This window comes from Rhizocola hellebori (assembly GCF_016862955.1).
GTDB classification, from domain to species: Bacteria; Actinomycetota; Actinomycetes; order Mycobacteriales; family Micromonosporaceae; genus Rhizocola; species Rhizocola hellebori.
Map to the genome: position 1 here is coordinate 68,244 of NZ_BONY01000020.1, position 20,871 is coordinate 89,114.

23 protein-coding genes are annotated in these 20,871 nt (G+C 68.2%); 10 read left to right on the plus strand and 13 right to left on the minus strand.

Annotation, left to right across the window (positions count from 1 at the left end; translation table 11 throughout):
• Positions 1 to 3: 3 nt before the first annotated feature.
• On the plus strand, positions 4 to 612 hold the full coding sequence (locus Rhe02_RS18210) for a class I SAM-dependent methyltransferase (RefSeq protein WP_203909444.1): 609 nt from the start codon (positions 4 to 6) through the stop codon (positions 610 to 612).
• On the opposite strand, the gene Rhe02_RS18215 is transcribed toward Rhe02_RS18210, so the two are convergent.
• The 3 genes from Rhe02_RS18215 to Rhe02_RS18225 are packed head-to-tail and all read right to left on the minus strand — an operon-like array spanning position 609 to position 3,346.
• The gene (locus Rhe02_RS18215; RefSeq protein WP_239123897.1) at positions 609 to 1,733 is read right to left on the minus strand and encodes a metallophosphoesterase; all 1,125 of its coding nucleotides are present in this window, start codon (positions 1,731 to 1,733) and stop codon (positions 609 to 611) included. The genes Rhe02_RS18210 and Rhe02_RS18215 overlap by 4 nt on opposite strands.
• Positions 1,734 to 1,742: 9 nt before the next feature.
• Entirely contained in the window at positions 1,743 to 2,702 is a 960-nt protein-coding gene (locus Rhe02_RS18220; protein WP_203909445.1) for a DUF1152 domain-containing protein, read from the minus strand.
• 23 nt (positions 2,703 to 2,725) lie between these two features.
• Positions 2,726 to 3,346, minus strand: a complete 621-nt coding sequence (locus Rhe02_RS18225) for a pentapeptide repeat-containing protein (protein ID WP_203909446.1) — start codon at positions 3,344 to 3,346, stop codon at positions 2,726 to 2,728.
• A gap of 55 nt (positions 3,347 to 3,401) precedes the next feature.
• Between Rhe02_RS18225 and Rhe02_RS18230 the strand changes: the two genes are divergently transcribed.
• Positions 3,402 to 3,986, plus strand: a complete 585-nt coding sequence (locus tag Rhe02_RS18230) for a TIGR03086 family metal-binding protein (RefSeq protein WP_203909447.1) — start codon at positions 3,402 to 3,404, stop codon at positions 3,984 to 3,986.
• Here the strand turns inward: Rhe02_RS18230 and Rhe02_RS18235 are convergent.
• The 6 genes from Rhe02_RS18235 to Rhe02_RS18260 are packed head-to-tail and all read right to left on the minus strand — an operon-like array spanning position 3,983 to position 10,598.
• The gene (locus Rhe02_RS18235; protein WP_203909448.1) at positions 3,983 to 4,921 is read right to left on the minus strand and encodes a hypothetical protein; all 939 of its coding nucleotides are present in this window, start codon (positions 4,919 to 4,921) and stop codon (positions 3,983 to 3,985) included. The two genes, Rhe02_RS18230 and Rhe02_RS18235, sit on opposite strands and share 4 nt — an antisense overlap.
• A 24-nt stretch (positions 4,922 to 4,945) precedes the next feature.
• On the minus strand, positions 4,946 to 6,202 hold the full coding sequence (locus Rhe02_RS18240; RefSeq protein ID WP_203909449.1) for a phenylacetate--CoA ligase family protein: 1,257 nt from the start codon (positions 6,200 to 6,202) through the stop codon (positions 4,946 to 4,948).
• Between the two features lie 12 nt (positions 6,203 to 6,214).
• Entirely contained in the window at positions 6,215 to 7,066 is an 852-nt protein-coding gene (locus Rhe02_RS18245; protein ID WP_203909450.1) for an SDR family NAD(P)-dependent oxidoreductase, read from the minus strand.
• A complete protein-coding gene (locus Rhe02_RS18250) occupies positions 7,063 to 8,349 on the minus strand; it encodes an MFS transporter (RefSeq protein ID WP_203909451.1) in 1,287 nt (428 codons plus the stop codon). Before Rhe02_RS18250 ends, Rhe02_RS18245 begins: the two co-directional genes overlap by 4 nt.
• On the minus strand, positions 8,346 to 9,572 hold the full coding sequence (locus Rhe02_RS18255; protein ID WP_203909452.1) for an AMP-binding protein: 1,227 nt from the start codon (positions 9,570 to 9,572) through the stop codon (positions 8,346 to 8,348). Before Rhe02_RS18255 ends, Rhe02_RS18250 begins: the two co-directional genes overlap by 4 nt.
• Before the next feature lie 18 nt (positions 9,573 to 9,590).
• Entirely contained in the window at positions 9,591 to 10,598 is a 1,008-nt protein-coding gene (locus Rhe02_RS18260; RefSeq protein ID WP_203909453.1) for an ATP-grasp domain-containing protein, read from the minus strand.
• Positions 10,599 to 10,724: 126 nt separating this feature from the next.
• Here Rhe02_RS18260 and Rhe02_RS18265 point away from each other — a divergent pair, with 126 nt between their 5' ends.
• The 3 genes from Rhe02_RS18265 (at position 10,725) to Rhe02_RS18275 (ending at position 12,915) form a co-directional block, all read left to right on the plus strand.
• The gene (locus Rhe02_RS18265; RefSeq protein WP_203909454.1) at positions 10,725 to 11,468 is read left to right on the plus strand and encodes a DinB family protein; all 744 of its coding nucleotides are present in this window, start codon (positions 10,725 to 10,727) and stop codon (positions 11,466 to 11,468) included.
• Between the two features lie 5 nt (positions 11,469 to 11,473).
• Positions 11,474 to 11,947 carry a hypothetical protein gene (locus tag Rhe02_RS18270; RefSeq protein WP_203909455.1) on the plus strand — a complete coding sequence of 158 codons (474 nt, stop codon included), beginning with the start codon at positions 11,474 to 11,476 and terminating at the stop codon, positions 11,945 to 11,947.
• Positions 11,948 to 12,051: 104 nt separating this feature from the next.
• The gene (locus Rhe02_RS18275) at positions 12,052 to 12,915 is read left to right on the plus strand and encodes a hypothetical protein (RefSeq protein WP_203909456.1); all 864 of its coding nucleotides are present in this window, start codon (positions 12,052 to 12,054) and stop codon (positions 12,913 to 12,915) included.
• Positions 12,916 to 12,961: 46 nt separating this feature from the next.
• Here Rhe02_RS18275 and Rhe02_RS18280 read toward each other — a convergent pair whose 3' ends face one another.
• Complete coding sequence (locus tag Rhe02_RS18280) at positions 12,962 to 14,416, minus strand: SDR family oxidoreductase (protein WP_203909519.1); 1,455 nt, start codon at positions 14,414 to 14,416, stop codon at positions 12,962 to 12,964.
• 144 nt (positions 14,417 to 14,560) lie between these two features.
• Between Rhe02_RS18280 and Rhe02_RS18285 the strand changes: the two genes are divergently transcribed.
• Positions 14,561 to 15,382, plus strand: coding sequence for a DUF1206 domain-containing protein (locus Rhe02_RS18285; protein WP_203909457.1), 822 nt, complete (start codon positions 14,561 to 14,563; stop codon positions 15,380 to 15,382).
• Here Rhe02_RS18285 and Rhe02_RS18290 read toward each other — a convergent pair.
• The 3 genes from Rhe02_RS18290 to Rhe02_RS18300 are packed head-to-tail and all read right to left on the minus strand — an operon-like array spanning position 15,379 to position 16,280.
• The gene (locus Rhe02_RS18290) at positions 15,379 to 15,711 is read right to left on the minus strand and encodes a hypothetical protein (RefSeq protein ID WP_203909458.1); all 333 of its coding nucleotides are present in this window, start codon (positions 15,709 to 15,711) and stop codon (positions 15,379 to 15,381) included. The genes Rhe02_RS18285 and Rhe02_RS18290 overlap by 4 nt on opposite strands.
• A 39-nt stretch (positions 15,712 to 15,750) precedes the next feature.
• A complete protein-coding gene (locus tag Rhe02_RS18295; protein WP_203909459.1) occupies positions 15,751 to 16,017 on the minus strand; it encodes a hypothetical protein in 267 nt (88 codons plus the stop codon).
• A gap of 17 nt (positions 16,018 to 16,034) precedes the next feature.
• Positions 16,035 to 16,280, minus strand: a complete 246-nt coding sequence (locus Rhe02_RS18300; protein ID WP_203909460.1) for a DUF2630 family protein — start codon at positions 16,278 to 16,280, stop codon at positions 16,035 to 16,037.
• A 51-nt stretch (positions 16,281 to 16,331) separates the two neighbouring features.
• On the opposite strand from Rhe02_RS18300, the gene Rhe02_RS50545 reads away from it, so the two are divergent.
• The 4 genes from Rhe02_RS50545 to Rhe02_RS18315 are packed head-to-tail and all read left to right on the plus strand — an operon-like array spanning position 16,332 to position 20,583.
• The gene (locus Rhe02_RS50545) at positions 16,332 to 16,454 is read left to right on the plus strand and encodes a hypothetical protein (RefSeq protein WP_275412624.1); all 123 of its coding nucleotides are present in this window, start codon (positions 16,332 to 16,334) and stop codon (positions 16,452 to 16,454) included.
• 19 nt (positions 16,455 to 16,473) lie between these two features.
• Complete coding sequence (locus tag Rhe02_RS18305; protein ID WP_203909461.1) at positions 16,474 to 16,956, plus strand: hypothetical protein; 483 nt, start codon at positions 16,474 to 16,476, stop codon at positions 16,954 to 16,956.
• 29 nt (positions 16,957 to 16,985) lie between these two features.
• Positions 16,986 to 18,806, plus strand: a complete 1,821-nt coding sequence (locus tag Rhe02_RS18310) for an ABC transporter ATP-binding protein (protein ID WP_203909462.1) — start codon at positions 16,986 to 16,988, stop codon at positions 18,804 to 18,806.
• A complete protein-coding gene (locus tag Rhe02_RS18315) occupies positions 18,790 to 20,583 on the plus strand; it encodes an ABC transporter ATP-binding protein (RefSeq protein WP_203909463.1) in 1,794 nt (597 codons plus the stop codon). Before Rhe02_RS18310 ends, Rhe02_RS18315 begins: the two co-directional genes overlap by 17 nt.
• The last annotated feature ends 288 nt before the right edge of the window (positions 20,584 to 20,871 follow it).

The following is a 20,871-nucleotide window of genomic DNA, read 5'->3' on the forward strand; positions in this document are numbered from 1 at the left end:
CTGATGACCTGGTTGAACGACACCCGCAACTCTTACGACGCCATCGCCGAAAGCTACGCCGACGAGACACGCGACCTGCTCGACCGGCTGCTCCACGTTCGCGCCGGCGTGGTGCTGTTCTCCGAGCTGGTTCGCGCGATCGGCGGCGGGCCTGTCGCCGACATCGGCTGCGGGCCGGGACACACCACCGCGCTGCTGCAAGAGCTGGGCACCGACGCGTTCGGCATCGATCTATCGCCAGCAATGATTGAGATTGCCCGCCGCGAGCACCCGGGCGCACGATTCGAGGTCGGGTCGATGACCGACCTTGATCTCGCCGACGAATCGCTCGCCGGAGTGCTCGCGTGGTGGTCTCTGATTCACATCCCCGACGAGGCGATGCCGGGTGTGCTCGAACAGTTTCATCGCATCCTGCAACCAGGTGGGGTGCTGGCCGTGGGCTTCCACGTCGGTGAAAAGTCAAGCAGCGAAACGTACCACCGCCTGCCGTCGCAGGTGGCCGGCTGGATCCGGGCGGCAGGTTTCGCCATGGACGCCCAACACCTGTTGCGTCCGGACGATCCAACCCCCGGGGCGATTCTGTTCGCCCACCGGCCAACAGCGGACGGCTAGGTCGCGCGCAGCTCGACGAGCGTGATGTCGTTGGGGGCGCCGACGCGCACCGGTGGGCCCCAGAAGCCGGCGCCGTTGGTGACATAGACTTTGGTGCCGTCGATCTCGGCCAGGCCAGAAAGAAGCGGCTGCTGGCTGGCGACGACGAAGTGGAACGGGAAGATCTGCCCGCCGTGGGTGTGACCGGACAGCTGCAGGTCGACGCCGTACTTGGCGGCCTGGGTGACGGCCACGGGCTGATGTGCCAGCAGGACAACGGGTTTGGCCGGGTCTCGGCCGGAAAGCGCGGCGGCGTAGTCGGGGGCGGCCCCGTAGTCGTCGACGCCGGCCAGGTCGAGGCCGCGGATTTCCAGGCGCTCGTTGCGAAGCGGACGCATGCCCAGCTCCACGATCTCGCGCAGCCACTCGTCGACGCCGGAATAGTATTCGTGGTTGCCGGTCACGAAGAATACACCGTCCTTACTGGACAGATCCCGCAGCGGCAGCGCCTGGTCCCTCAGCTCGGCCACCGGGCCATCGACAAGGTCCCCGACGACGGCGATGAGGTCGGCGTTGAGGGAGTTGACCGCCTCGACGATGCGCCGGGTGCGGCCGACCCCGGTCAACGGTCCCATGTGGATGTCGGAGACCAGGCCTATCCTGTACCCGTCAAGGCTTCGGGGAAGTTTCGCCAGCGGAATCTGGATTCGTTTGAGTGCGGGAGTGCGGTATGCCGACGCCACGCCATATCCCACGGTCGAGCCGGCGGCCAGGCCCGCCACTATGGCGGTGCTGCGCGCGATGAGCAGGCGGCGGCCCTCATCGACCGGTTCGCTCTTGCGCACCGCGACCCGCCGCGGAATTTCCAGCAGCAGCAAGGAGAACACGAGATACACCAGCAGCGCCAGCCACACATATCCCACCAGCATCAGGGTGAGCCGGGCCGGGCCGGGCGGCACGAAGTCACGCACCCGCCTGCTGAAGGCGAACAGCACACACCCGGCAAACCCGGTCAGGGCAACGATTCCCGCCAGCCGCAGCCGGCCCGGCCGGCTGGGATCGGAAACCATGCGCCGGTACACATACCAATGACACGGGCCGAGCACCACGAAAAGCAACGCAAGGAACAGCAGGCTCGACACGGGCTCTCCTCAGTGCGGCAGCGCACGCCGCGGTCGGGTGTCGACGGTCTGCCGGAACCCCTCGATGGCCAACCCGACCTGCAGCCGGGTTTCGGTCTGTTCCAGTGTGTTTCGGTAATGCAAATGGCGGTATACGCCCATCAGCTCGAAACTGAAGTACATCGCCATCAGCGGGTTGATGAACAGCTCGCTGCCGCCGGTGCGGGTGGTGAAGTGCTTGTCGCCGAAGTCACCGCGGATGGCCGAGGCGATCTGCCCGTTGACGATGCTCTGGTTGCCCGGCGTGTGCTGTGCCGCATGCTCGACCGCGTCGAGGTAGGCCGCGCCTTCCGGGCTCTGCCAAGGAATCGACACCGCCCCCAGGTATGCCCCCGCGCGGTCCAGCGCGGCGATGTTCTCCAGCACATGCGCATGGCACACGCCGTGAAACGCGTCGATGCCGAACCCGGCGCTGACCACCAGCCGCACCGGCAGCTCTATCCCGGCGACCGCCACCAGGCTTGCCATGTCTTCTTCCGGGGTACCAAGCCCAGCCTCGTCCCCGCGCATGAGAATGTCTGTCCCGCCGTCGACGAGCACCACCGCGTCCACATCGAGCAGCTCGACCAGCCGGCGGTAGGCCGCCCGCAGCGGTTTGACCCCCATCCGCTGGAAGGCGTAGACCACCGGCGCCAGGTGTTGCCCGTCGCCCAGCCAGCGGGCCAGCGTGCGCTCGGGGAAATAGTTCGACGCGCCCTTGGCTTCGGGCGTGATCCTGGCCAGCCCGGCCGAAACCCAGTCCTCAAGATCTAGCAGGTCGAGGTAGGTGAAAGACAGATTGGCCAGGTGCACCTGTTTACCCGCCGCCGTCAGCGCGAAGGCAAGCGGCAGGCCGCAATAGACGTCAAATCCACCGCCCGCGCCCGCGATCAGCACCCGCTGCGCCGGCTCCAGGGCGGTGAACAGCGCAGGCTTGCCCAATGACCACACGGCGGAACTATAGCCACCGCGCGCTACTCGGCCCGCACATCCAGGCCCAGGCCGGCCGCGATGACGCCTGCCTGATGCTGATCGATGATGGCGCCTTTGAGCTGGACCGTGAGCGGATCCAATGCGCTCAGATCACTGCCGCGCAGGTCGCAGCGCGACAGGTCGGCCTTGGCCAGCCACGCGCCGGACAGGTCGACCCCGCGCAGCACCGAACCCTCCAGCCGCGCCCCGGTCAGGTCGGCCTCGCGCATCCGCAGGTTCTCAAAGCGGGCCTTGCGAAGGTCGGCCCCGGGCATCCCGACGAACGACCAGTCCCCTCCCATCGCCTTGACCAGGTCGAAGCCGGTGCCGTCGAACATGGTGCCGACCATCTTGCAGTTGGTGAACGACGCGTCGAAAAGGTGACTGCGGGTGAAGGTGCAGTTGATGAACGCGGCGTCCTCATGCGACGAGGCGTTGAAGCGCACGCCCTGGAAGGTGCACTCGGTGAAGACCGCGCCCTGGTTCACCGCCTCGGTCATGTCGACCTCGATGAAGGCCACCCGGACGTGTTCCTGCCCGCTCAGATCGACGCCGTACCAGTCCTGCGAGCGGATGGCCGACTCGGTGGGCGGCGGCTGGTGTCCATGCTTTCGGTCGGCCATGCCACGAACCTAACGCATTTGTGAGCCGGACATCCGGGGGCTAACGTCACCTTTCATGATTGAGCAGCACTGTCTGGCCATGCGGCACAGCGTCAAGCTCGTGGAGCTGATCCACGACGATCAGTGGGGGTTGCCGACGCCATGCGCGCAGTGGGACCTGCGCCAGCTCGTCGAGCACATGATCCTGGAGAACCGCGGGTTCGCCGCCGCCGCGCGCGGCGAGACCGAGGACAAGACGGCGTGGACCGAGCGCAGCTTCGGCGACCTGCGCAGCGACTACGCCGAGTCGGCGCAGCGGGTGATGGCCGCCTTCGGCGAACCCGAGGTGCTGCAAGGCGAGTTCTGGCTGCCGCTGATCGCGCCGGACAGGCGTTTCCCGGCCCGCCAGGCGATCAGCTTCCACCTGCTCGACTACGTGGTGCACGGCTGGGATGTGGCGGCCACCCTGCGCCAGCCCGTCGACTATCCCGATGATCTGGTCGAGCTGGTCCGGGAGATCGCCGATCGCGAGGTGCCCGACGGGCCGCGGCGGCTGCGGCCGGGCGCCTCGTTCCAGCCCGCGATCGCTTGGCAGGAAGGCGATTCGGCGCTCGACGGCCTGCTCGCCGTGCTCGGCCGCTCGCCGCGCTGGCCCAACTAGCTTCCGTTCTGCCACCAGTCGAGCACCCGCAGCGCGCGCAAGGTGTTCCAGCGGCTGGGCTCCCCCACGCCGCCCTCGAGGACAAAGTGGACGCGGCCGGGATGGACGCGCTCGAGCAGCCAGCGCCCGTCGGGTTGCCGCTTGGAACTCACCACCTCCACTGCTTGCGCCATCCGCGGATCGGGCTTGACGCCACAGCGGCGGAAGTAATCGAGTGCGCGCAGCACGTCGTAGTGCCGGTAATACGGGAAGGCCAGGTCGAGGTATCCCGGCTTCACCGGCTCGCCAGTGCTCTTGCGGCGGAACAGGCCCCGTTCGAGCAGATACTCCTCGCCGCCCCGGCGCGCCTGCGCCACCGCTTCCGACCCGCCGGTGACGCGCTCGAACTCGGCCAGCCCCTCGAGCACGATGATGGTGGTGTCGAAAGAGGAGCGCACGGAGCCGTTCTCTGCCTCACAGTTCCATCCGCCGTCGGCCAACCGCTCGCCGAGAATCCGCTCCACTATCGGCCTGACATCCACTCCGAAGTAGGCGCCGGCTTCGATCGTCCTGCCGTTGAGGCACGGCTCGACCTCGCCGTCGAAATATCGCTGCCCGTCGTGCTCCCAGCGCACGTGCTCGGCCACCAGGGCGATCGCGCGGCGGGCCGCCTGGCCAGCTGGGTCGAGGCCGAAGATCTGCAGGGTCTGCAGCGTGTGCACGGTCGGTGTCCAGGGCTGGCCCGGCTCGTTTCCGGTGTAGCCGGCCGGGAACAGGGCACCTCCGTCCCACGGCCCGCCTGCGTCCTGCAGCTCCAGCAGCCGGGCGCCCCAGCCTTCATGCTCCACGCGGGAACGTTCGGCGGCGATCTCGCCGGGTGAGGCGTCGGTGAGATCGCGCAACGTCTGCCAGCGGATGGCCGGATCGGCGTCCAGCAGCCAATCGATCACGTTCACCGCGGCAGTTTAACGCCCTTCGGGTCACGACGGGGGGCGCTCGTCGACCACCTGGACGAGCTTGCCCGTGCGCGGGTTGGTCACCAAACCCTCGCGGGGCACCCATTCCACGCTGAGATGGTGGATCGCGCCCAGCTCGACCTCGGCGGGATACAGCGGGCGCGCGGCGTACACCGCGGCGATCAGGTGAGCGGCCAGATCGCCGGGAGGGGTCTGCGCGCACGACAGGCGAAGGATGAGCCCGTCCTTGCCGTCCCAGCGGCGTTGCACCATCTGCATCCCGGTGATGTGCCCGGCCGGGTCGGCGGCGATGAGGACCGCGCGGATGTCCTCGGTCGGCATCGCCACCGTCCCCACCCGGGCGCCTTCCAGCGACCGGCCCACCAGCCGGAAACGCTGCCGCTCGGGATCGACCCACTCGGCGCGATCGCCTACCGGGTACCGGATAATAGGCATCAGCGTGCGAAAGAGGTTGGTGACCACCAAACGGCCGGGCACGCCGATCGCCGTGATCGGTTCCCCGGTCACGTCGTCGACCAGCTCCACCAGAGTCCGGTTGGGAAACGCCTCGTGCACCCGCACGTCGTCGCCGGGCACCGGCGCGCCGACCAGGCCCGCATCGACCGAGGCGTAACCCAGCGAGGAAATGGCGGCCTTCGGGAAGGCACGGATCAGCATCGGGCGCAGGTCGTTGAAGAGGATGTCACCGGCAAACAGGACCAGCTCGATCGAATCGGCGGACTGTCCGCGCTGCACCACGCATTCGGCCACCGCGGCCAGCTTCATCGGCTCGCCCGCCAGCACGTGCACACCGAAACTGGCGATCAGGTCGGCGATGTACTCGTTGGGCGCGGCACAGCCCACGGGAAGGCGCACATTGTCCACCGGGGCGTGGTGCAGCGCGCCTTCGATGTAAAGGAAACCGCCGTAAAGCTCGCCGGCGCAGAACAGGTTCGCCACCCGCTGCCCGGGTTTGAGCCCCGCCTGCACCATGCCCGCACCAAAGGCCGACACCGAGTCGGCGTGTTCGGTGCGCGTCCACGGCGAGAACTTCGGAGCGCCGGTCGTGCCACCGCTTTTGTACACTCCCGCATCGGTCAGCGGCCCGGTCAGCAACCTGTTGTCCGGCCACGTGTTCGCGGCCCAGAACGCGGCTTGATCGATGATCGGCAGCTGGGTGATGTGCGAGATGGTCTGCGGCACGTCGCTGTACGCCTGCGCGTAGAACGGCGAATGACGCCGGGCAAAGTCCACCAGGTCCTGTAACGACTTCGCGGGCATGTTCCGCTCCTTCTAACGAGACGCCCCGATCCACGTGCGGGCAAGGGATTGAATGGCCGAGCCGTCCCGGTCGGCCAGCTTGTGGTCCAGATACTTTGCAGCCCAATCGTTTGCGGGAACCCGAAACGGCGGCCGAGCCTCACCGAGGGTGCGCACCACCACCTCGGCCACCTCCTGTGCCTTCTGCCCGGCCGACTCCCAGCCCTGCCCGATGACCCAGTCGATGTAGGCGGCAAACGTTGGCGCATAAGGACCTGAGGCGGCCTGGATGGTCACCCGGTTGATGTCTGGGAACACCCCGAAGTTGGTGTCCGGCACGAACCCCGGCACCACGATCGACACCCGCACCCCGTGCGCCTCGGCGACCGGGGCCAGGCTCTCCATGAAGCCCTCGACGGCGAACTTGGCCGCGCAGTAGGCCTCGTTGAACGGCTGGCCCACCACCCCGTGCACACTGCCGATCGTCAGCAGGCGCCCACGGCTGGCCCGCAGCAACGGCATCGCCGCCCGGCTCACCGCTATCACCCCGAAAAAATTTACCTCCATATTGGTACGCAACGCCTCCGCGGTGGACATCTCCATAGTCGGATCGAAGTTGGAGATGCCCGCGTTGTTGACCACCGCGTCCAACCCGCCATAGGTGTCCTGCACGCCTTGCACACATTCGGCGATCGACCCGGCGTCGGTCACGTCGAGGCGGCGCACGTCCACGGTGACACCGGCATTCTCGGCCGCCTCCCGCAATGCTGTCGCCCGGCCCGGGTCGCGCATGGTCGCCACCACCGCCCACCCGGCGCGCGCCGCGGTGACCGCGGTGGCCAGGCCGATGCCCGAGGAGGTTCCCGTTATCAAAACCGTGCTCATGGCGCGCTTTCGGCCAGCTGCGGCTCGGCCGCGGCGGCCGCTTCCCGCTCCCGTTTGGACTGATCCATCAGCGGCTGGATGCGCACCGCGGACACGAACGAGAACGCCGCCAGGATGGTGCCGCCGGCCATGGTCACCAGGGCCGCGTCCCGGATGCCCAGCGATGCGGTCAGCAGGGTGACCGCGAGGCCACCTACCAAGGCCGCCAACGGAATCACGCCCCACGTCACCGTCCGGAAGGCGGCGTGCATCACGCCCTGGTTCTCCGCCGACATCCGCGACTGGCGCACCGGCGCACTGCACACATTGATGCACGACATGAAGAAGCCATAGCACCCCATCGTCACCGCGATCACCAGCCCGGGCGGCAGCACGGGCGTGGCGAGTACACCGAGGCCGACCAGGCAATGCAGCAACAGGGCGTAGGCCATGGTACGGCCGGTACCGAGCCTTTCCGCGATCTTCGGCGCGATCAGCGCGCCGACGACGGCGCCCGCTGCGGCGACCGACATCGCGGCGCCGAACGCGCCCACCGACAGCCCGAGGCCTTGGTAGGCAAGGATAGGCAGCACCGTGACGAAGATGGGGCCGCCGGAGTTCAGGGTGACCGCGGCCACCACCACCCGCCGCAGCACGGGATCGGCCCAGTTGAGCCGGAACCCGACGGACAGCCGCGACCACACCGACCCGGTCTGGACGGTCCTTTCCCCCCACGGCCGCATGTACTTGAAGCACGCCGCCGAAATCAGATAGCTGGCCGCGTCCACGAGCAGCGCGGCCACCCCCAGCGCGTGGTAGAGACCCGCGCCGATGGAGGGACCGGCCACTTCGGACACCGAGCCCGTGCCCTCCAGCCGGGAGTAGGCGCGCACCAGCTGCTTTTCGGGCACGGTGGCCGGCACCGCGACCAGATAGCCGACGTTGAAGAAGATGGTGGCGCCGCTGATGAGCGCGACGCACACGAACAGCAGCGGTGTGCTCAGCACGCCGCCCCAGTAGGCCAGCGGGATGGCGGCCACCGCCACCAGGCGGATCAGGTCGCACGCCAGCATGGTCAAACGGTTGTCCCACCGGTCGACCAGCATTCCGGCCACCGGCCCGAGCAGCGGGATGCCCAGATATTGCGCCATCGCCACCACACCCACCTCGAACGCCGAAGCGTCGAGCAGGAAGATCATCACGGTGGGCACCACGAAGATGGTGACCCGGTCACCGATATTGCTTACCGCCTGACCGGCCCAGAACAGGTTGAACTCGCGCCCAAGCGACACCGGCAGTTTCACGGCTGTTCCCGCACCACGAAGTTCGAGGTCTTGCCGGTACGCTCATTGGCGACGAGCGAGTCCACCACCTTGACCTGGAACGAATCGGGGTCGTGCTGGAAGGCCGTGCTGATGGTGAAGGTCGCCGATATCAGGTCCTTGCGCAGCCGTGAGGCCAGATCGGGGGTGGCGTCGGGGCCGGTCATCAGCAGCACGTCCACTTTGGACACTCTTCCGTTCTGTTCGGTGATCAGGATCTGCGCCCGCGACACGCCCGGCTCCCGCTCCACCTGCTCGATGATGTCGTCGACGTGCAGGCCGAGGCCACGTACCTGCACCACGCTGTCGCGGCGGCCCAGCACCTGCATCGCCCTGTCCGGCCGGCCGCAGGCGCAGGCGACGAACCGGCCCGCGTCGCCGGTCTGGTAGCGCAGCACCGGATTGAGCATGTCCGGGTTGAGGGTGGTGAAGTCCAGCAGCTCCTCGGAATCCACATGCACCAGCTGTTCGGGCAGCGTGTGGAAGACGTCCGCCGGGCACTGCGGGGTGTTGGTGCCCACCACCCAGGTTTCGGTGCTGCCGAACATTCCCCAGCGCTGCGCGTTCGGGGCTACGGCGGCCATGTCCTCGTCGATCTGCGAGTGCCACGCCTCGCCTAGCCACAACACCTTGCGCAGGGCGGGAAGCGCGATCCCGGCGGCGCGGGCGTGGGCGAACCACAACCGAAGCACGCTGGGTGTTCCGCCGATGGCGCTCACCTCACGGGAGACGAAAAGCGACAGCCAGTCGGTGTACTCGTCCTTGGTCACCGAACCCAGCGCGATGACCTGACACCCCGACAGATCGGCGAACGCGGCGGCCAGGAAATGCGCGCCCCACATGCGGCCGGCGCCCCAGGCGTTGACGAAGACGTCGTCGCGATCCAGGGGGCGCCATTGCTCGTACACGCCGGTCATGTAGAAACCGGTGGGGGCATAGCCGACCTTGGGCGCGCCGGTGCTGCCCCCGCTCTGGAACAGCCAGGTGGCACCGCGCTCGGCCTTGGGCTGCAGATGGGCCAGCGCCACATTGAGATCGTCCTTGACCAGCGGCGCGAGCCCGGCGATGTCGTCGAGTGTGAGCACCTTGTCCTGCTCGGTGTAGCGGGCGGCCAGCTGCGGCACGGTTTTGAGCCGCTTGAGCGATCGCTGCGCGACATGCAGATACGGCTCGGCCGCTTCTGGCGTAAGCGAAAATGAGGTCATGTCGTCACCAATTCTGCTTCAGGAGAGCACGGTAGGAGCGGCGGGCCTGGCCAGCCAGCGTGCGTGGCCGTCGCGGTAGGCGGTCCAGCGGGCGCGGGTGATGTCGCGCTGGATCACGCGCTGCGGGTCGTCGAAGTCCGGCGCGATCACGCCGTCGGGTTCCAGCTCGGAGAACCAGAACCGTTCGCCGTCGAAGAGGAAGTCTATGCAGTAGAACGGGATCGGCAGCCGAGAAGCGAAATAGGCGGTCGCCTCCACCAGCTCCGGCGGGGTGTGCGGGAAGTCCATAATGCCGCCGCGGCTGGCGTTGGACACCGGCGAGCCCGGGTGCGGGGTGCGCCGCAGCACATGCGGATGCGCCACTCCGTCGATGACGTAAACGCGGTAGTCGACCGTCCCCTCGCCAAGGTACGGCTGAGCCACCAGGGTGGTGTCGCCGCCCTGGGCCAGCGTGGCCAGGCCGCGGACGTCCTCGGAGCTGTGTGCCACGTTCACGCCGCCCCCGCCGCACCACCCGGCCGGTTTGACGATGGCCGGATAGGTCAGGTTCTCCAGCGCCACCTCGTAGCCGTGCTTGCCCACGTCACGCCCGATGCCGATGCGGATGGTCGGGATGACCGGCACCGGCGAGTCGCCGAAATACAGCAGCGTGGCCAGCTTGTCGTTGGCGATCGGCGACAGGCTCGGCGGGAACGGAAGGTAGAAGCCGAGCTGCTCCAGCACCGCGTAGAGCGCGTACTGATTGAAAATATCCATCGACTGGTACGGCAGCGAGTAAAGCGCCGTGATGAACAGCGTGTCCTCGGGTGTGACCAGCTCGTCGTCGACATAGACCCGCGGCTTGCCGCGTTCCAGATTGTCGATCGTCACCGCGTCGGGCGAGTGCATGGTCCAGCTCAGCCCCAGCTCCTGCGCGACCTCGGCATAGTGATCCCAGAAGAACGGATGCCACATCGCCTTGGCCCGGGTCGACTCCCGATCGGGAAACACCCAGCACATGCGGCGCAACGTGCCGGTGACAGTCATCGCGACCTCCATCAAAACTCGCCAGGCGGCAGCTGGATTCTCGCAATGGCCACCATAAATCCGCTTCAGATCCGATGCGAATCCACAGGGACAGCGGGGGCTTGACATCTCGACCATGATTGACCCGTGGCGAACTACACCAACTCTGACGATTTCAGCGGCTCACTGTTCCTCGATACGAACATGTCGGGATCGGTCTTCCGGGAGGCCGACCTGTCCGGCGTGAAAATGCACGGCGTCCTTCTCATCGGCGCCGACATCGACGGCGCCATCGAGGGGCTGCGGGTCAACGGGGTCGAGGTGGCACCGCTGATCGAGGCCGAGCTCAACCGCCGCCAGCCGGAGCGTGCCCTGTTGCGCTCACGCACGCCGCAGGAGCTGCGCGAGGGCTGGGCTTGGATGCAGGGCATCTGGGCGGCCACGATGAAGCGCGCCGAAGCGCTGCCCCCGGCCGATCTCGACCGCAGCGTCAACGACGAATGGTCTTTTGCGCAGACCCTGCGGCACCTGATCTTCGTGACCGATTCGTGGCTGAGCCATGCCGTGCTGGCGGAGTCGCGGCCGTTCCACCGGCTGGCGCTGCCGGCCGGGTTCATCGACGATGGGCACACCTACGGCATCGACAACGTGAAGTCCGCGCCGTTCGAGGAGGTCGCCGCCGCCCGCGCCGACCGGATGGCCAAGGTCCAATCCTTTTTGGACGAAGTGACGCAGGAGGAGCTCGAACGGGTCCGCGAGCCCAACCCGGCGCCCGGCTGGCCGTCGCCGGCCGCGCGCACCGCCCTTTACTGCGTGCACGTGGTCCTCAACGAGGAATGGGCACACCACGAGTTCGCGGTGAGAGACCTGGCCATCATCGAGGCGGGCTAAACGTCGTGCCGAAGTGGTCCAGGGTGTACCAGCGCGACCAGGACAAGTGGTACCCGTTGATATACCTCGTCACCGCGGTGATGTCCGTGGGGGGCCTGTTTCCGTTGTGGGGCTTCGCCATGGGCGAGGTCGACCCGGTCTTCGCGCCCGTCATCGTGCTGTTCGTGCTGATCTGGGAGATCTTGATCTGGCGAATAGTGCTGGTCGGGGTCTACGTCGGCGACGCCGGTGTCAAGATCCGCATGGTGCTGCGCAGCCACGTCGTCCCCTGGCCGCGGCTGGCCCGCGCCTGGGCCGGCCAGGCCGCCCACTACGACGCGTGGCAGATCTGGATTTCCACCCGTGATCCCGAGCGCGACCTCCAGACGCCGATATGGCGAAAGGGTTCGCGGGCGCGCCACAAGAACCGCATCCTCCTGTCGCCGCATGAGTTCGGGGCCGTACTGGACGAGCTGAACAGACCTCGCACGCCGAAATAACCAAGGCACGTCACCATCCTATGTGGACCGAAACGTCGCCCGGAACCTGAAGATCACCGGCGCGGCGTTTCGAGTTTTCGCAGGTCAGAGGGCACGATTCGGTTATGAAGCTGAATCTTGTGAGGAACAGACCGGTTCGGATTGCGGCAGCCGGTGTCGTGCTCGCCGCGATGGCCGGAGCCGCGGCGGGGCCGGTGAAGCCGGTTGGCCTGGCGGCGGCCCCCGGGGTCTCCACCAGGCTTGCGACCGAGTATCAGACTGTGAGCAGCGATTTCGTAAGGATCGAGCCGGGCCCCGACGAGTTGTCCGCACTGGCGCAGTGTCCGGCCGGAACGCTTCCGATCTCGGGAGGGCCGAACATCAGCAGCGACGACGTCGTCCTGGTCTCGTCCTTCCCCAACGGCAACTCATGGCAGGTCACCCTCCGCAACGACGGTTCCACCGACGCCACCTTCTTCTCGTTTGCCGTCTGCGCGACGGAGATCCCCGGCTACGAAGTGTTGTCGGCAAACGCCACTCACGTCCCGCCAGGCGGTGTCGGCTCATCCCGGCGACCCTGCCCGGCCGGAAAGATGGCGATCGGCGGAGGCCCGTTCGTGTCTGGGGCCAGCCACAAAGCGTCCGTGACCTCAACGTCGACATTTCTGCGATTGGAATGGGCGGCGGAGATCCGCAACGACGGCGACACGAGTATGGATCTGGTCGCCTACGCCGTCTGCGTTCCCGACTCGCCCGCGTACCAAATAATCAGCACCGATTGGATCAACATCGCCGGCAGCGAGATCCGGTACATCCACCTCCTATGCCCCGAGGGCATGATCGCGGCAAGCGCGGGAGTCTTCGTTCGCGACGAACGAGTGGTGATCAGCAATTTCTCCCCGATAACCGAACGCGAATGGCATCTGACCCTCAAGAACGTCACCACCACCGCCGACCAGTACCACACCTCGATAACCTGCACCACCTGACATCGACCCACGGACTTGGCCCAGCCACACCACGTGGCTGGGCCGCTCAGGGAAGGCGTTCGGCGGCGCGGGCCATGTTGCGGGCCATGCCGCCGAAGACCAGCGCGTGGAAAGGCGCCACCGACCACCAGTAAAGGTGCCCGGCAAGGCCTTTGGGCACGAAGATCGCCCGCTGCTCATAGCGGCTGCCGGCCGGGCTGTCCGCCACTTTGAGCTCCAGCCAGGCGACGCCCGGCAGGCGCATCTCGGCCCGCAGCCGCAGCAGTTTACTGTGCTCGATCTCTTCGACCCGCCAGAAGTCCAGCGCCTCGCCCACATACAGCTCGGCGGGGTCGCGCCGGCCCCGGCGCAGCCCCACCCCGCCCACGAGCCGGTCGACCCAGCCGCGTAAGGCCCACGCCAGCGGGAAGGAGTACCAGCCGGTCTGGCCGCCGATGCGGGTCACCACCCGCCACAGCGCCTCGGGCGAGGCCTGCACGTCGCGATGGCGAAGGTCCTCGTAGACGCTGCCGCCGGACCAGTCCGGGTCGGTGGGCAGTGGGTCGGCCGGTGCGCCCGTCCAGGCGGCGTTGGCCCATCGGGTCTCCACTTCGGAATCGCGTATCTTGCTCAGGGCCAGCCGCACCGATTCCTCGAAGCCCTTCAGACCGCCCGGCGGATCGGGTACGAAGTCGGCGATGTCGTGCTCGCGGCACACCGCCTCGTGGATCAGGCTTAGCACCAACGGTTTCGCGATGCGGCCCGGGACAGGCGTGACCAAGCCCACCCAATGCGAGGAAAGCCAGGGCGACAGCGTGCGCACTGGGAAGATCACGCGCCGGCGCAGGTGGGCCACTCGGGCGTAGCGGTGCATCATCTCGGCATAGGTGAGCACGTCGGCGCCGCCGATGTCGAAGCCGCGGCTCACCTCGTCCGGCACGCTGGCCCAGGCCAGCAGGTAGTAAAGAACGTCGCGCACCGCGATGGGCTGGATGCGGTTGTGCACCCAGCTGGGCGCCACCATGACCGGCAGCCGCTCGGTCAGGTAGCGCAGCATCTCGAACGAGGCCGAGCCGGACCCGATGATGACGGCCGCGCGCAGGGTCACCGTCGGCACGCCGGAAGCGGCGAGGATCTCGGCAACCTCGTCGCGGGAGCGCAGATGCGGCGAGGTCGCCGTGCCGCTGGGCTCGGGCCCGCCGAGGTAGACGATGCGTTTGACGCCGGCTTCAGCCGCGGCGCAGGCGAAATTGTGGGCCGCCTGCCGGTCGGTCTTCTCGAAATCGGGCGAGCCGAGCGAATGGGCAAGATAGTAGGCAACGTCAATGTCCTGCAGCGCGCGGCGGATCGCCGACGGCGAGAGCAGGTCGGCCTCGACGATCTCGGCCCGCCCCGCCCACGGCACGTCGCGCAGCTTGAGCGCGGACCGGGAGGTGCAGCGCACCACGTGACCGGCTTGGATCAGCCGGGGCGCGAGCCGCCCGCCGATGTAACCGGTCGCCCCGGTGACCAGGCAACGCACCGCCATGTGCCGAGCCTACGTGGCCCCGCACGGCGCTGACCGGCAAATGCGCCCGCTCCAGTTGCCTGGTTGCAGGCCTGCCCTGCGCCGACCGCCGAATGCGGCTGCGGTTTGCGGCTCGGCCGCAACGGGCATCTCCCCTGCATGTCACTGACCCGTGAGGCCGAACAGCAGGCCAGGGCCGTAGCGCGCCATCCGGTGCTCGAACACCTGACCCGCGCCGGATTCCTCGGCTATGGGCTGACCCATCTGCTGCTGGCCTGGGTGGCGCTGCAGATCGCCCTGCAGAAGCCGACCACCGACGTCGACCAGTCCGGCGCGCTGCGGGTGCTGGCCTCCGCCGGGGCTGGGCGGATCCTGGTGCTGCTGATCGCTTTCGGGTTCGCCGCCATGACCGTGTGGCAGGTGCTTTCCGCGGCCGTGGGGCATCTGGAATTCTCCGGCGGCAGAAGGGTTTTCGAGCGCGTGGCGTCCGCCGGACGGGCGATCCTCTACGCCTACCTCGGGTGGACCGCGTGGAAGGTCTTCAAAGGGGCCTCCGCCGGCGGCGACCAGCAACAGCAAAGCGTGTCCGACCTGCTCACCCGCCCGAATGGGCAGACCATCGTGTTGCTGGCCGGGTTCGCGCTGGCGATCTTCGGCATCGCCCTGGTGATCTACGGCTTTCAGAAACAATTCATGCATCATCTGCGTACCGGCAAAATGTCGGCGGATCTGAAGAGAACCATGCGCTGGCTGGGCATCGCGGGTTATGTGGCCAAAGGTGTCGCCTACGGCGTGGCCGGGGCGCTGCTCATGGTCGCCGCACGCTCCTTCGACCCGGCCAAAGCGCGGGGCCTCGATGCCGCGCTGCGCACCCTGGCCGCCCAGCCCTACGGCCGCCTCCTGCTCGCCGTCATCGCCGCCGGCCTAGCCGCCTTCGGCGTCTTCTGCCTGCTCCAGTCCCGCTACCGCAAGGTCACCTAGCCCTCCAACGACCGCGTAGGCCGGCCGGTCTGGAAGTCGACCGGGCCGCCAGGATGATCGTCTGGGCGGCGGCCTGGACGGTCGGCGGCTTGGCGCAGCCGCGCAGCCTGGATGGCACGGTGATGACGCTCGGCGGCCTGGCTCCAGGAACGGGTTTTCGGCCCGCCCAGGGCGAACCGGATGGCGGCCTCGAACTCGGCGGTCGCCAGCGCGTACCCGGCGGCAAATCCGTCGTGATAGGACAGATCGCACTCCCACTCGCTCAGCTCGTGAAGCCGGTCGAGAAAACCGCGCAGGATCTGGTCGGGCCGAGGGTCGGGAACAGCCATACCCCATACGATTCCCGCACCGGGCTTCGATGACCAGGCCTATGGCCGCCCTAAGCGCATGCCGTCGGGAGTCTTGACCGGGCCGCGCCGCCAGGCGCCGCGCTGGGCATCCTTGAACAGCTTGCCGCCCACCGATTCCCAGACAATGATCAGGCCCGTCGCCCAGACCCCGGCGCTCAGCGCCGCACCGGCGTCGAGCCAGCCACGCGGGTGACGCCATCCAAACCAGATCACCGCCGCAGCGGCCAACGCGAGCACGGCTGCGGCAGCGTAGTCACGCCCTCGGCCCGCCGGGTCGCCAGCCATGGCCGCGTCTGTAACGCCTACTGCAGATACTTTTCGACCTGCGATTTGCTCGGGGAGTTGACGTCGTCGGGATCGGTGCCCATGTCGCGGGCCGCCCGCCGCCGGCGCAACAGGTCCCAGCACTGGTCGAGGGCCTCTTCCAGGTCGCGCAGGCGTGAGGTCTCCTCCGCCGAGCTCAGCTCACCCTCCAGCCGCCGGCTGCGCAGCTGGTGCTCCTCGTCGACCAGACTCGTGATGCGCTGCAGAATCTGTTTGTCTTCCACACCATCGAGCCTGCCACAGTTAACCGCCCGCCGACGGGGTAAGAAAGGGCTATGCGGATCGGGAATACACAGGTGCGCCCGCTCGGCGGCGCGTGGGGTTGTCTGGCGATGATTGCCATCTCGGTGATGCTCTCGGTGCTGTGTACGGTCGGGCTCAACCTCATCAGCCGCTGAGCGTGCGATGATCCAGCGCGTGAATCTGCGTTCCCTGCCACCGGCGGCGCGAGCCGTGGCCACCGCCCTGCACAGCGCGGTGAGCGCCGCGAGCCGAGGCGAGGCCGAGGAGCTGCGCGAGGCCGCCGGGGAACTGGCCGGACTGGACTCCGAGCAGACCGGCACGGTGCAGGGCATGGTGAGCCGGATGCTGCTGGAGGAACAGCACCCCGACGGGCTCGACGGCGACGACATCCGCGCCGTGCTCGAGGGGTGCACCCGGTGGGCCGCCTCCTGGCTGCCCGAGACCGACCCGCACGTCCTGCTGATCGTGCTGGCCGGCGCGCTGGGCATCCATCCCGAGGAACACGAGGGCGTGCCGCGGCCCACCCCGTCCGCCCTGGCCGTGCACGCTCCGATCCTCATCGCCCACCTGCTGAGCGCGCCCGCCCGCGAGCTCGATCCCTACCTGACCGCGGTCTTCGCCGAGCTCGCCCGCAACCAGACCATGGAGGCCCCGTGAATGTCACAGGCCGCCTTTAGACTGCGCCGATGATCGCTAGGTTGCGTGAGCGGCAAGAGTGGCAGTTCTTCTCCGTGTTGCACCGCGCCGACCTACCCCTGGCCGCCGCCTGGTGGTCGGTCCTGACGCTGCGGGGCCTGCTGCCGGCCGGGTTCGCCATCGCCATGGGTGCGCTGGTCAGCGCGGTGGAAAACGGCCAGCCGCTGACCACACCGCTGACCGCCACCGGCGCGATCTTTGCCGCCCTTCAGGTTCTCACCCCACTGCACGCGGCCATCAGCGCCAACCTCGGTGATCGCACCTCGGCCTGGCTCTACGACCGGCTCACCGAAGCCTGTGTGCAGCCGCCGGGCATGGGCCACCTGGAGGATCCGAAGCTGGCCCGCGACATGACCACCGCCCGCGACTTCGACCTGGGCATGACCGGCCCGCCGCTGTCGCTGTCGCTCGACTTCATCGCCGGTGGCCTGGTCGAGCTGCTGGCCGGGCTGGCCTCGGCCGTGGTGCTGTTCGGGTTCGCGTGGTGGGCGCCGCTGGTGCTGGGCGGCGCATGGCTGGCCACGCACTGGCTGCTGCGCGAAAGCGGCGTGTGGAAAGACCGGCGCACCGATGAGGTACAGGCCGCCCAGCAGCAGGCCGACTACGCCTACCGGCTGGCCGTCGACGCCCCCGCGGCCAAGGAGATCCGCATGTTCGGGCTGGTCGGCTGGGTCATCGACCGGTTCGCGGCGCATCGGGTCACCCTGCACGAGCTGCAATACAAGGCAACCCGGCTGCGGGAGCGTTCCGTTCTGGCGAGCCTTGCGGTGGTGCTGGGGGCCAACATCGCCGTGTTCTGGGCGCTGGGCAGCCAGGTCATCGGCGGCGGCATCGACCTCGGGGCGCTGGTCACCTTCGCCCAGGCCGCCATCGGCACCTCGCTGATCGCCTTCGGTGGCCTCAACTGGGCCCTCGACGGCTCGGCCGCCCCCGTCGCCGCCGTGCTACGGCTGGGCAAGCAGACCGGCGAGCGCGGCGCGCTGGCCACCACCGGCGAGCAGCCCGCGCAGCAGCGCCCCGCCAAGGAGATCCGCTTCCGCAACGTGAGCTTCACCTACCCAGGCGAGGAGGCCAGGCCGATCCTGCAAGGCTTCGACCTCACCATCCCGGCCGGGTCGTCCTTGGCCATCGTGGGCCGCAACGGCGCGGGCAAAACCACCCTCGCCAAGCTGATCTGCCGCCTCTACGACCCCGGCGACGGCGTGGTCGAGGCCGACGGCGTCGACATCCGGGCACTGGGCATCGACTCGTGGCGGCAGCGCATCACCGCGGTCTTCCAAGACTTCATCCGTTTCGATCTGTCGCTGCGCGACAACGTGGCCCCGCGCGGGGCGCCCGACGAGGTGATCGAGGAGGCGTTGCGCGAGGCGGGTGCCGCCGGCCTGGCCGAGCTGGACACCGTACTGGCCAAGGGTTATCCGGGCGGCACCGACCTGTCCGGCGGGCAGTGGCAGCGCATCGCCCTGGCGCGGGCGCTGTGCGCGGTCAAGCAGGGCGCGGGCGTGGTGCTGCTCGACGAACCCACGGCACAGCTCGACGTGCGCGGCGAGGCCGAGATCTTCGAGCGGCTGCTCACCGCCACCGCGCACTGCACCACGATCCTCATCTCCCACCGGTTCTCCACCGTGCGCCAGGCCGACCGCATCTGCGTGCTGGAGCAGGGGCGGGTGGTGGAGCTGGGCACCCACGACGAGCTGATGCACCTGGGCGGCCGCTACCGCACCATGTTCGACCTACAGGCGCAACGATTCGCCGCCGGGCTGCCGGAGGAAGACGCCGAGGAGGAGATGACCTATGACGTCCTCAGCTGACCAGATGCCTCCCGCACTGTCGTCGATGTGGCGGCTGTGCAAGCTCGGCTTCCGTTACGAGCCAAGGCTGATGTCGATCGCGTTCGGGCTGTCGGTCCTGGCCGCTCTGCCCGACGCGCTGCTGGCGCTGTGGCTCAAGTTCCTGGGTGACGGCGTGATCGGCGGCAACGACCGCCTCATCTACGTGTCGCTGTTCGGCCTGGCCGCTTCCGCTTGCGGCACCTGGTTTCTGCGCACCATCTCCACCCGGGTGCAGCGCCGCTTCCGCGACCGGGTGACCATCGCCCTCGAGTCGCACGTGGCCCGGCTGCAGGCCTCGGTGGTCACCGTCGCCCACCACGAACGCCCCGACTACCTCGACCGGCTTTCGGTGCTGCGCGACCAGGTGTTCGTGCTCGACCACATGTACATGTCGGTCTTCTCGACCTTCGGCTGGATCGTGCGCCTGACCATCACCATCGGGCTGCTCATGTCCATCAACCCGCTGCTGGCCCTGCTCGCCCTGTTCGCCCTGCCCACCGTGCTCACCTCGTCGTGGCGCCCGGCCGTGGAGCGACAGGTCGAGGAGCGCGGCGCTGCCTCCGCCCGGCTGGCCCGCCACCTGTTCGTCCTGGCCACCACCGCGCCGCCCGGCAAGGAGGTGCGGGTCACCGGCATCGCCGACCGGCTGGTTGGCCTGCGCCGCCAGGCATGGGAGCGCTGGCACCGGCCGATGGCCGCCACCCGCTGGGTTTCCGCGCTGTGGCACAGCCTGGGCTGGGCCTTCTTCGCCGCCGGATACATCGGCGCGATCGTCTACGTCTCCTCCAGCCCCACCACCACCCCCGGCGACGTGCTGCTGGTCCTCGCGGCAGGGGCACGGCTGTCGGCCTACATCGGGGCGACAGTCGGCGAGATCGGCTTCCTGCGCGGCATCTGGATGGACGGCTCCCGGCGGCTGGCGTGGCTGGAAGACTATGCGGCGGCACAGGTTTCGGCGACCGACTCGCCCGCCCCGGCCACCCTGACCGAGGGCATCCGGCTCGACAACATCAGCTTCGCCTATCCGGGCACCGATCGCCTTGTCCTGCAAAAGGTCACGCTCAGCCTTCCCGCGGGCGCCATCGTCGCCGTGGTCGGCGAGAACGGCGCGGGCAAGAGCACCCTGGTCAAGCTGCTGTCCAAGTTCTACGAGCCCACCTCCGGCCGTGTTCTTGTCGACGGCGTCGACCTGGCCCGCATCCACTCCGACCAGTGGCGGTCGCGGCTTTCCGGTGCCTACCAAGACTTCTACCGGTTCGAGCTGGCCGCGCGCCACTCGGTCGGCGTCGGCGACCTGCCCCGTCTCGATTCCGAGCCGGCCGTCGTCACAGCCGTCGGCCGCGCCGGTGCCGAGGATGTGGTGACCCAGCTGGCTTCCGGCCTGCACACCCAGCTCGGGCCCGCCTGGCCGCATGGCGTCGAGGTGTCCTTCGGGCAGTGGCAAAAGCTTGCCCTGGCAAGGGGTTTCATGCGCGACGAGCCGCTGCTGCTGGTGCTCGACGAGCCCACTGCCGCGCTCGACTCCGAGACCGAGCACGCGCTCTTCGAGCGCTACGCCGAAGGCGCCCGGCGCGACACCGGGTCCGGGCGCATCACCGTGCTGGTGTCACACCGCTTCAGCACGGTGCGCATGGCCGACCTCATCGTCGTGCTCGACGGCGCGCGGCTAGTGGAAGTCGGCTCCCACGACGAGCTGATGGCCAAAGGCGGCCAATACGCCGACCTCTACACCATCCAAGCAGCCGCCTACCGCTAGGCCTGCGCGCACAGCAACACCGCCAGCGCTGCGCCTCCGCGCGACGCGCTAGGGCACTGATCCAAATTGGCTCTAGCGACCTAGTTAATACATCGCTATGCTTCCTGAGCCCTCCGGAATGCGGAGTCCCGGGGGGTCCAGCGGTTGGCGACCATGTTCGGCATAGATGGTTCGTCGCTGGAGTTTCGCATCAATGGCTAGTCGTAGCCGGTTGGCAAGTCGTGGTGGAAGCAAGCCGTCTGTCCAACGGCTGTACGCACGGGCGACTTCAAGCGCGTGGCGTACCCG